The 10,112-nt window shown below is 68.8% G+C and carries 11 protein-coding genes; 7 read left to right on the top strand and 4 right to left on the bottom strand.

The features are described from left to right. Both QZV94_RS19210 and QZV94_RS19215 read right to left on the bottom strand, forming a co-directional pair. Nucleotides 1-1,057: AMP-binding protein (locus QZV94_RS19210; protein ID WP_293680505.1), on the bottom strand; the 1,057-nt coding region annotated here is incomplete at its 3' end. Nucleotides 1,058-1,067: 10 nt separating this feature from the next. Continuing rightward, nucleotides 1,068-1,868, bottom strand: a complete 801-nt coding sequence (locus QZV94_RS19215; RefSeq protein ID WP_293680507.1) for an N-acyl homoserine lactonase family protein — start codon at nucleotides 1,866-1,868, stop codon at nucleotides 1,068-1,070. Nucleotides 1,869-1,988: 120 nt separating this feature from the next. Here QZV94_RS19215 and QZV94_RS19220 point away from each other — a divergent pair, with 120 nt between their 5' ends. Then, the gene (locus tag QZV94_RS19220; RefSeq protein WP_293680510.1) at nucleotides 1,989-3,602 is read left to right on the top strand and encodes an NAD(P)/FAD-dependent oxidoreductase; all 1,614 of its coding nucleotides are present in this window, start codon (nucleotides 1,989-1,991) and stop codon (nucleotides 3,600-3,602) included. Between the two features lie 9 nt (nucleotides 3,603-3,611). On the opposite strand, the gene QZV94_RS19225 is transcribed toward QZV94_RS19220, so the two are convergent. After that, nucleotides 3,612-4,256, bottom strand: coding sequence for a DnaJ domain-containing protein (locus QZV94_RS19225; RefSeq protein ID WP_293680513.1), 645 nt, complete (start codon nucleotides 4,254-4,256; stop codon nucleotides 3,612-3,614). Nucleotides 4,257-4,308: 52 nt separating this feature from the next. On the opposite strand from QZV94_RS19225, the gene QZV94_RS19230 reads away from it, so the two are divergent. The 4 genes from QZV94_RS19230 to QZV94_RS19245 all read left to right on the top strand — a co-directional run bounded on the left by QZV94_RS19230 (nucleotide 4,309) and on the right by QZV94_RS19245 (nucleotide 8,359). Further along, the gene (locus QZV94_RS19230) at nucleotides 4,309-4,581 is read left to right on the top strand and encodes a BolA family transcriptional regulator (protein ID WP_293680516.1); all 273 of its coding nucleotides are present in this window, start codon (nucleotides 4,309-4,311) and stop codon (nucleotides 4,579-4,581) included. Nucleotides 4,582-4,647: 66 nt separating this feature from the next. Further along, the gene (locus QZV94_RS19235; protein WP_293680519.1) at nucleotides 4,648-5,151 is read left to right on the top strand and encodes a 2Fe-2S iron-sulfur cluster-binding protein; all 504 of its coding nucleotides are present in this window, start codon (nucleotides 4,648-4,650) and stop codon (nucleotides 5,149-5,151) included. Then, a complete protein-coding gene (locus QZV94_RS19240) occupies nucleotides 5,148-6,095 on the top strand; it encodes an FAD binding domain-containing protein (protein ID WP_293680522.1) in 948 nt (315 codons plus the stop codon). Before QZV94_RS19235 ends, QZV94_RS19240 begins: the two co-directional genes overlap by 4 nt. Then, complete coding sequence (locus QZV94_RS19245) at nucleotides 6,095-8,359, top strand: xanthine dehydrogenase family protein molybdopterin-binding subunit (RefSeq protein ID WP_293680525.1); 2,265 nt, start codon at nucleotides 6,095-6,097, stop codon at nucleotides 8,357-8,359. Before QZV94_RS19240 ends, QZV94_RS19245 begins: the two co-directional genes overlap by 1 nt. A gap of 230 nt (nucleotides 8,360-8,589) precedes the next feature. Here QZV94_RS19245 and QZV94_RS19250 read toward each other — a convergent pair whose 3' ends face one another. Continuing rightward, the gene (locus QZV94_RS19250) at nucleotides 8,590-8,967 is read right to left on the bottom strand and encodes a response regulator (protein ID WP_293680528.1); all 378 of its coding nucleotides are present in this window, start codon (nucleotides 8,965-8,967) and stop codon (nucleotides 8,590-8,592) included. Between the two features lie 292 nt (nucleotides 8,968-9,259). On the opposite strand from QZV94_RS19250, the gene QZV94_RS19255 reads away from it, so the two are divergent. Together QZV94_RS19255 and QZV94_RS19260 are read left to right on the top strand one after the other, a co-directional pair. Further along, nucleotides 9,260-9,469, top strand: coding sequence for a hypothetical protein (locus tag QZV94_RS19255; protein ID WP_293680531.1), 210 nt, complete (start codon nucleotides 9,260-9,262; stop codon nucleotides 9,467-9,469). A gap of 194 nt (nucleotides 9,470-9,663) precedes the next feature. Continuing rightward, nucleotides 9,664-9,978 carry a UrcA family protein gene (locus QZV94_RS19260; protein WP_293680534.1) on the top strand — a complete coding sequence of 105 codons (315 nt, stop codon included), beginning with the start codon at nucleotides 9,664-9,666 and terminating at the stop codon, nucleotides 9,976-9,978. The last annotated feature ends 134 nt before the right edge of the window (nucleotides 9,979-10,112 follow it).

Raw genomic sequence — 10,112 nt, forward strand, 5'->3', positions numbered from 1 at the left:
CGACCTCGCCCTGGGGCACGTCCTTGCCGTCCTTGTCGATGACCCGGACCTCGGCCTCGGGGATGGGTCTGCCGACGGTCCCCGGGTGGGCCAGCCACTCCTCGGAGTTGCAGGACACCACGACCCCGACTTCGGTCGCGCCGTAGTACTCCTCGATCACCGGTCCCCACCAATCGATCATCGCCCGCTTGATCGGGGGCGGGCAGGGCGCGGCCGCGTGCACGACGAACTTGAGCGAGGACAGGTCGTACTTCCGCTTCACGTCCTCCGGCAGCTTGAGGAGCCGGTGGAACATGATCGGCACCATGTGCAGGTGCGTGACGCGATACTTCTCGATGAGCTGCAGCAGCTCCTCGGGGTCGAAACGCGGCTGCAGGATCGCCGTCCCACCGGCCCGCGCGGCGAACAGGCCATAGGCGTTGGGCGCCGAGTGGTACATCGGGCCGGTCACCACGGTGACCACGTCCTGCGGCGCGCCGAAGCCCGAGAAGCCAAAGGCGCGCATCAGGACGCGGCCGTACACCTCCACCTGCTCCGGCGTCGGGGGGTGGCGGCGCACGCCCTTCGGCCGGCCGGTGGTGCCGGAGGTGTAGATCACCGTGCCGCCGCCGGTCGACGGCTCGCCCGCATACGGTTCGAAACCCGCGAGCCAGGCATCCCACTCCAGCATGCCCGGCGGGGTCGGCGGCGGCGTGATGCCGTAGCTCTCGGCGATCTCCGGCGGCGTGGGGACCACCAGCACCGGCACGCCGGGGGGCAGCACCGAGGCGATCGGTGCGATGAGGTCGGCGTGGATGACGATCGCCTTGGCCCCGGAGTTCTCGAACAGGTAGGCCGCCTCGTCAGGCGTGTAGTGCCAGTTCACCGGCGTCGCGTAGACGCCCAGCAACCCCGCGGCCGTGCTGGCCTCGATGAACGGGAAGTCGTTGCGCAGGTAGAGCGCGATGACGTCGCCCGCACCGATGCCGAGGTTCTTGAACCCCGTCGCCGCCCGCGCCGCGCGGGCCTGCATGTCTGAAAGTTCGAGGCGGCGTTTGCCGCTGATCAGGGCGCCCATGGTCTGGTCTCTACTTCAACGGCATTGGGAACTTGGGGAGGGCGTCGAAGTCCTCCGGCACGTGCTGGCGGATCACCTTGGCCTTGGTTTCGGCGGCCAGCTTCTCGGCCAGTTCGTACGACTGCAGCGTCTGGGCGCGGTTGAAATTGAACCGCGGCACCCGCTTGGCCGCGCGGCTCTCGGCGACATGCCAGAGGTCGCCGGTCAGCAGCACATTGCCGGCGCCCTTGGTGCGCACCAGCAACACCGTGTGGCCGGGGGTGTGGCCCGGCGCCTGGTAGATCACCACCGACTTGTCGCCGAACACGTCGAAGGTGGGTGCCTCGATCAGCTTGGCCTTGGCGTTCTCGAGCGACGCATAGGCGGCGAACTGGGGGCTCTTCCGCGCGGCCTCGTTGAAGAGGCTCGCCTTCTCGTCGGGGTCGACGATCCAGGTCGCGCCCGCGAACAGCCCCGCGCTGCCGATGTGGTCGAAGTGCCCGTGGCTGAGCGAGAGGTATTCGACGTCCGCTGGGGCCAGGCCCAGCTGCTTCAGCTGATCGGTCAGCATTTGCTTCGAGGTCGGCAGGCCGGTGTCCCAGACCAGGTCGCCCTTCGGATGCCGAATGAGATAGCAGGGGACGACCATCTTCTTGGCCATGCCCTTGTAGGCGCCGTCGTCCGAAAAGGCGTCGGCATTGGGCAGGTCGAGCCGCCCGCAGTCGATCGCATAGAGCTCGACGGATTTGAGCGCGTTCGGCGCGGCGCTGGCGGCGCCGGAGAGCAGTAGCGCGGCCCCCGCGGCGGCGCTGAGCAGGTGGCGGACGAACATCTGGTGACCTCCCGATTTTCGACGACTTTAGCCGCAACGCCAGCTTACGCCACGTCGGGGCATCCCAGCGGCGCACAACTCCGGTATCGTGCCCGCAAAGAACCTATCGGGAGCGGAACCATGGCGGGCGAAACGAGCTTCGACGCGGTGATCGTGGGGGCGGGTTTTTCGGGCCTCTACATGCTGCATCGCCTGCGCCAGCAGGGACTGACGGCGCGGATCTACGAGTCCGCCACCGGCGTCGGCGGCACCTGGTACTGGAACCGCTATCCGGGCGCGCGGGTCGATATCGAGAGCCAGGAGTATTCGTACTCCTTCTCGCCCGAGCTCGATGCAGAGTGGAAGTGGAGCGAGCGCTACGCCTCGCAGCCGGAGCTGCTCTCCTACCTGAACCACGTGGCCGACCGCTTCGACCTGCGGCGGGACATCCAGTTCGAGACCCGTGTCACCTCGGCCCATTTCGACGAGACGGCGAACCGCTGGACCATCACCACCGACGCCGGCGAGACCGTGACGGCCCGCTACTGCGTCATGGCCACGGGCTGTCTGTCGGTTCCCAACGAGCCGGCGTTCCCGGGCAAGGAGAGCTTCAAGGGCCCCACCTGGCACACCGGCCGCTGGCCGAAGGAGGGTGTCGACTTCACGGGCCAGAAGGTGGCGGTGATCGGCACCGGCTCGTCGGCGATCCAGTCGATCCCGCAGATCGCGGCCCAGGCCGACCACGTCACCGTCTTCCAGCGCACCCCCAACTTCAGCATCCCCGCCCACAACGGCCCGCCGAACCCCGAGGTGCTCGCCGACTGGGCCGCAAATCGCGCCCGGTACCGTGAGGAGGCGCGGAATACCGGCTTCGGGCTGCGGATGGCCGCGGAGGGCGAGGTGGCGACCTTCGACGTGAGCGAGGAGGCGCGGCGAGCGGAGTACGAACGGCGCTGGGCGATCGGCGGCTTTGCGATGCTGGGCGCCTACACCGACCTGATCAGCGACCTGACCGCGAACAAGACGGCGGGCGAGTTCGTGGCCGATAAGATCCGCGGCATCGTCAAGGACCCGGTCGTCGCCGAGAAGCTGGTCCCGAAGACCTTCCCGATCGGCTCCAAGCGGATCTGCGTCGACACCGGCTACTACGCCACCTTCAACCGCGAGAACGTGAGCCTCGTCGACTTGGGTGACGAACCGATCGAGGGGATTACGCCGGCCGGCGTGAAGACCGCGGCGCGCGAATACGCCGTCGACGCCATCGTCTATGCGATCGGCTTCGACGCCATGACGGGCGCTCTGGGCAAGATCGACATCCGCGGACGGGGCGGCCAGGCGCTGAAGGAGGAGTGGGCCGCCGGGCCGCGCACCTACCTCGGCCTGATGATCGCGGGCTTCCCGAACCTCTTTATCGTCACCGGCCCCGGCAGCCCCTCGGTGCTGTGCAACATGGCGGTCGCCATCGAGCAGCACGTGGAGTGGATCTCCGACTGCATCCAGTACATGGGCCAGCGGCAACTGGGCGCCATCGAGGCCACCGAGACGGCTCAGGACGAATGGGTGGCCCACGTCAACGAGGTGGCCGACACCACCATCTACCCCCACGCCAACTCCTGGTACCTGGGCGCCAACGTCCCCGGAAAGCCTCGGGTGTTCATGCCCTATATCGGCGGCTTCCCCGTATATCGCGACAAGTGCAACGAGGTGGCGGCCAAGGGCTACGAAGGCTTCGCGCTGTCTTCCGACGCACGCTAGCCGAGGGACCTAGACCATCCCCGCCTTGCGCAGGGACTGGTAGGAGCGGATCACCCGCTGCAGGCGGTTCTCGCCGGACCGGTCGCCATTGTTGGCGTCGGGGTGCAGGCGGCGCACCAGCTCGGTGTAGCGGGCGCGGATCTTCGGGCCGTCAGCGTTTTCGTCCAGGTCCAGGTCGGCCAGCGCGTTGCGCTCGATCTTGCCCAGCTTGCGGCTCTCGGCTTGCGGAGCCTGCTGGCCGGCGCCGCCGAACATGCCGAACGGGTCGCGGTAACCCTGGCCCTTGCCGAACTTGGCGGCGAACGCGGCGGCCTCTCGGCTCATGCGCCCGGCCTTCATGTCCCACGTGGGCCGTCCGCCGGTCATCAGCTCGTCGGTTTGGCGCCGGCGGATCTCGGCGTCGGACAGGCCGGCGAAGAAGTTCCAGTTGCGGTTGTACTCCGCCGCGTGCGGCTGGCAGAACCAGTAGTGCTCGTGCAGCATGTCGCGGGCCTTGGGGGCCCGCGCCGTGGCCGCCACGCGGCAGTCCGGGTGGTCACAGGCCCGCTCGCCCGGTTTCAGGGCGTTCACGTCGTCCTTCGACTCGTCCTTTTCCGACGGCGGACGCACGCGGATGTCGACGAATTTGGGCTTGTATTGAAACGCGCCGGCCATGAGCCAAGTATGGGGGGGAGAAACTTCCGTACAAGAATTGAAGAGCATGCCAATGGGCGCCATAATTGCCGCCATCCAAGACAAGCTTCAGGCGGCGTTCCAGCCTATCCGGCTCGAGGTGGTCGACGACTCCGCCCGACACTCAGGCCACGCCGGCGCGCGCGAAGGCGGCGAGAGCCATTTCAACGTCACGATCGAGGCCCAGGCCTTCGCTGGGGCGAACAAGGTGGCGCGCCAGCGGATGGTCTACCGGGCGCTCGCGGAGGAACTGGCCGGCCCGGTCCACGCGTTGTCGGTGAAGGCTCTCGCCCCTGGGGAGGGGTAGGGGCCCCGCCAGGCTCGGGACTGACATCAAGAGCCGCCACGTGCGGCCCGACGCGGGAGGAACGGCTTGCGGACGACCATAACCGTCAACGGCGAGGCGCGGTCGCTCGACCTCGACACGCGCACGACCCTGCTCGACATGCTGCGCGAGCACCTGAAGCTGACCGGCGCCAAGAAGGGCTGCGACCACGGCCAGTGCGGCGCCTGCACCGTCCTGGTGAACGGCGCGCGGATCAATTCCTGCCTGACGCTGGCGGTGTCGCACGATGGCGACGAGGTGGTCTCCATCGAGGGGGTGGGCACGGTCGGCAGGTTGCATCCGGTGCAGCAGGCGTTCCTGGCCGAGGATGCCTTCCAGTGCGGCTACTGCACTCCGGGCCAGATCTGCTCGACGCTGGGCATGCTGCGCGAGCTGGAGGCAGGCGTCCCGAGCCAGGAGACCGCGCCTGGCGCCAAGCCCGACTTCACCGGCGCAGAGATTCGCGAGCGGATGAGCGGAAACATCTGCCGCTGCACCGCCTATCCCCAGATCATCGCCGCCATCCAGCGCGCCGCGGAGGAGATGGCGTGAGGCCGTTCACCTACGAGCGGGCGACAAGCGCGGAGGCCGCGGCCAGGGCCGCCGCCTTGACGCCCGGCGCGCGGTTCATCGCCGGCGGCACCAACCTGATCGACCTGATGAAGCTGGAGATCGAGACGCCGGCCCACCTGATCGACGTCAGCCGCCTGCCGATGGCCGCGATCGAACCCACGGCCGTGGGCGGCCTGCGAATCGGGGCGGCGGCGTCGAACAGCGCCGTGGCGGCCGACGCGACGGTGCGGGCGCGCTACCCGGTGCTGTCGGAGGCCATCGTGGCGGGCGGGTCGCCGCAGCTGCGCAACAAGGCCAGTGTCGCCGGCAACCTGCTGCAGCGCACCCGCTGCCCCTACTTCTACGACACCACCAAGCCCTGCAATAAGCGCCGTCCCGGCGCCGGCTGCGCGGCCCTGGAGGGGCTGAACCGCAACGCCGCGATCTTCGGCGCCAGCCGCGCCTGCATCGCCACCCACACCTCCGACATGGCCGTGGCCCTGGTCGCGCTCGACGCGCGGGTGGAGGCGCTGTCGCCGTCGGGCCAGCCGCGGAGCTTCCCGGTCAGCGAACTCCACTACCTGCCCGGCGACACCCCGCACCTGGAGACCGAGCTGATCCCCGGTGAACTGATCACCGCGGTGGTGCTGCCGCCGCCGCCGGCGGGCGGGCAGACCTATCGCAAGGTGCGTGACCGGGCTTCCTATGCCGGCGGCCTGGCCAGCGTGGCCGTGGCCGGCGGCCAGGTGGCGCTGGGCATGGTGGCCCACAAGCCTTGGCGCGCGAGCGCAGCCGAGGGCGCCCTGGCCGCCGGCGCCTCGCCCGCCGAGGCGATCGCCAGGGAGCTGGAGGGGGCGAGCCCTCTCGGGCGCAACGACTTCAAGGTTCCACTGGTCGCCCGCCTGACGGCCGCGGCGATCGACGATGCGAACGGGAGGGGCTGATGACCTCCGTCCACGACTGGGATGTCACCAATCCGGTAAAGACCAACCGCACCGGCCTGATCGGTAAGGCGGTCGAGCGCTACGAGGGCCCGCTGAAGGTCACCGGGACCGCGCCTTACGCCTATGAGGTGCAGCCGCCGTCGCCGCCGGCCTATGGCGTGATGGTGGGCGCGGCGATCGCCGCCGGCCGCATCACCGGCGCCGATATCGCCGCGGCCGAGGCCTCGCCCGGCGTGCTGGCTGTCTGGACCCACCTCAACGTCCCGAAACAGGCGCCGCGCGGGACCAAGGCGCATCCCCGCAGCTCGGCCGGGTCGCGTCCGGCGCTGGAGGACGAGCGGGTCGCCTACTTCGGCCAGCCGGTGGCCTTCGTGATCGCCGACACCCTGGAGAACGCCGTCGCAGCCTCGCATCTGGTCAAGCTGACCTACGACGCCGATGCGCCGGACGTGGACTTCCTCGCCCGCCTGGACGAGGCCGGCCAGCCGCCCGGCGAGCAGGATGTGGAGATCGGGGATTTCGCCGCCGGCTTCGCGGCCGCCGCGGTGCAGGTCGACGGTACCTGGACCACGCCGATCCAGAACCACTGCCAGATGGAGCCCTGCGCCTCGCTGGTCTGGTTCGAGGGCGACAAGTGCATCGCCCATACCTCGGTGCAGATGGTGAAGCCGGCTCAGCACGGCCTCGCCGAGACCATCGGCATACCGCGCGACAACGTCCACCTGATGACCCGCTACATCGGCGGCGGGTTCGGCGGGAAGGGCCAGACCTACGACGACCTGACACTGGCGGCCCTGGGCGCCAAGGCGCTCGGCCGGCCGGTGAAGGTGGCCTTCACCCGCCAGCAGATGATGCACGGCACGGTGCACCGGCCCGCGACCGTGCAGCGTGTGCGACTGGGGGCGAGCCGGGACGGGACGCTCGACGCGATGTCGATGATGACTTGGACCCACTGCCACAAGGGTGGGAACTTCACCGAGCACGCCTCCAACTTCTGCCGCGCCCTCTACGCAGCCCCCAACCGGCTGACGGGACACAGGCTGGTCCGCCTGGACCTTCCGGCCGCCGGCGCCATGCGCGCGCCGGGCGAAGCATCCGGGACCATGAGCCTCGAGTGCGCTATGGACGAACTGGCCGAGAAGCTGGGGCTGGATCCCCTCGAGCTACGCATCCGCAACGAGCCGGCGGTCGACCCGGAGAACGGTCGGCCCTTCTCCATGCGTCAGCTGGTCCGCTGCCTGAAGGAGGGCGCGCAACTGTTCGGCTGGGATCGTCGGCTGCCGACGCCGGGCCAGGTGCGCGACGGGCGCTGGCTGGTGGGTATGGGCATGGCCGCCGCGATCCGCGGCAACTTCCTGTTGCCGGCCAAGTGCAGCTTCACGGTGGAGCCGGACGGCACGATCGTGGTGCGCCAGGGCATGACCGACATCGGCACAGGGACCTACACGGTCCTGGCCCAGATCGCCGCCGAGACCCTGGCCGTGCCGCTGGGCCAGGTGCGGGTGGAGATCGGCGATTCGGAACTGCCGCCAGCGCCCGGCTCGGGCGGCCAGTTCGGCGCCGCCACCGCCGGCTCGGCGGCGCTGATGGCGGGGATGAAGCTGCGCACGGCCATCGCCGAGCTGGCCACGGGCGATCCGGGCTCGCCGCTGCACGCCGGAGCGCCGGACGAGGTGACCTTCCAGGACGGCGTGATCGCCATCTCCAACCGCTCGGAAACCCTGTCCGACCTGATCCGCCGCGCCGCGCCGGACGGTCTGACCGTCGAGGGGGAGGTCCGCCCCGCGCAGGACGCCCAGCAGTGGAGCACGCAGACCTACGGCAGCCACTTCGTAGAGGTCGGCGTCGATCCGGTCACCGGCGAGGTGCGGGTGCGCCGGATGCTGGGGGTGTTTGCCGCCGGCCGCATCCTGAACGCCGCGACGGCCCGCAGCCAACTGACCGGCGGCATGATCTGGGGCGCCGCCTCGGCGCTCACCGAGGCCAACCCGGTCGACGTCCGCTATGGCTCGTTCCTGAACCAGGATCTGGCCCAGTACCTGGTTCCGGTGCAGGCCGACATCGGCGAGGTGGACGCGATCATGCTCGACGAGGTGGACGACAAGGCCAATCCGATGGGCATCAAGGGGGTCGGCGAGCTGGGCAACTCGGGCGCCGGGGCGGCCGTGGCCAACGCCGTCTACAACGCCTGCGGGGTGCGGGTGCGCGACTATCCGATCACGCCGGATAAGCTGCTGGCAGGGCTCATAGCCCAGGGTCGCTAGCCAGCCTTACCCAAGGCCTGGGGGCTTCCGCCAAAAGTGCAGAACACCTATGCGCAAACGGGACTGTTTCCGGCCGAAGCTCCACTCTATCTGCTCAGACAACATCGATACGGGTGTTGAACGAGGAGACCCAAGCCGTGAAGATCCTGCTGTCAGTCGCAGCGTTGGTGGGTTCGTTTAGCCTGTTGCTCAGTGACTGGGCCGGGCAGTCTTTCCCGTACCTCTAGGATCTAACCCGCGCGGGTCCGCAACTCTCCGAGGACGCGGGCCAGGTCACCTTCCCGGAACGGCTTCTGCAGCACCGGAGATCCGCGATCCACGTCGCGCAGGCCCGCGTCGCCGTAGCCGGTGGCGAAGGCGAAGGGCCGCCCCTTTTCCCGCAACAGATCGGCCAGCGGGAAGATCGGCTGGCCGCCCAGGTTCACGTCGAGGACCGCGCAGTCCAGTTCGGCGGTATTGGCCAGCTCGATCGCCTCGTCCAGCCGCGACGCCGGTCCCACGACCGTGCAGCCGAGGTCGCTCAGCATGTCCTCGATCAGCATCGAGACCATCATCTCGTCCTCGACGACGAGAACGCGCAGGCCGGAGAGGTCCGGAGGAGCAGTCATTGCGAGGACTCCGGCGCCCGGGTGAGAATCGTGATCGGCCATTCCTTCATTCCAGCAAGGTCTAGTTGAACACGGCGTGAATGTCGCGGGCTTCGCGCGTCACCGTGCATCTCCCGGCGGCGCCCGGATTTGGCCTCCCCCATTCCTAAATTCATAAGCTTGGCCTTGGTTCCGGCGCCGTTTGCGACTCGGCCTCTACCTGCGCGGACGCGCCGCAGCCACTGCGGCCTCCGGTCTTCGTGAATGCGAAACCAACCCGGGCGACAATGCGCATGGATTGAGGACTGGCTGGATGTTCGACTTTACCGTGCGCGCCAGGAGCGGCTTCTGGGTTCTGCAGGACGCCGAATGCGGCGACCTGGGCGCCTACGACACGCGCGACGAAGCCCTCGCCGCGGCGGGCGACTGGATGCGCCTGATCGAGATGCCCTGGCCGGTGCTGATCTGCGACGCCGACGGCGACTGGCATGAGACCCTCGTGGCGCCCACCGCAGTGCACTGAGCGCCGCACGGCCGTGCGTCGTGGCGGGCCGGGCTGACGGCGGATTACACAGTGTTAAAGTATTAAGTCGCCGTAACTTTCTTAAATCACCGTCATTACTCCCTATTCACGAGGAATATTCGACGCACGGAAGTATCCGTTCCCTGCCACCGGACAACGACGGGGGCCGCGCAACCGCTCAGAGGGATACGACCATGCAAGACTTCGCTTCCAAGATTTCCGGCGCCGCGATGCTGGCGCTCGCCGCACTCCCGATCGCCGCCCTGGCCACCGCATCGCACGCCGCCACGATGGTGAAGGTGGCCGACATCGACGTCCTGACTCCGCAGGGCGTGGCCGAGTTCAACCGGCGCGCCGATGTGGCGACCCGCAAGTTCTGCCTGCCGGAAGCGACCCTGGAAAAGCGCACCGCCTGCCTCGCCGGTGTGAAGGCCGAGCTCGGCGACAAGCTGGCCGTGCTGAAGGTCGCCCGCCTCGAGCAAGCTTCGCAAAGCTTCGCCGCCCGCTAAAGCTCTCCCTCCAGAAGACAGCGGACGTGCGGAACGGGTCCCTGGTCGCCCCAGCCAGGGACCCAAACCGCCACAGGCAGCCGTCTCAGGCGGCGTCCACCAGCACCACCTCGGCGTCCTCCAGCGCCGTGATC

It is taken from the genome of uncultured Phenylobacterium sp., assembly GCF_902826855.1.
GTDB lineage: Bacteria > Pseudomonadota > Alphaproteobacteria > Caulobacterales > Caulobacteraceae > Phenylobacterium.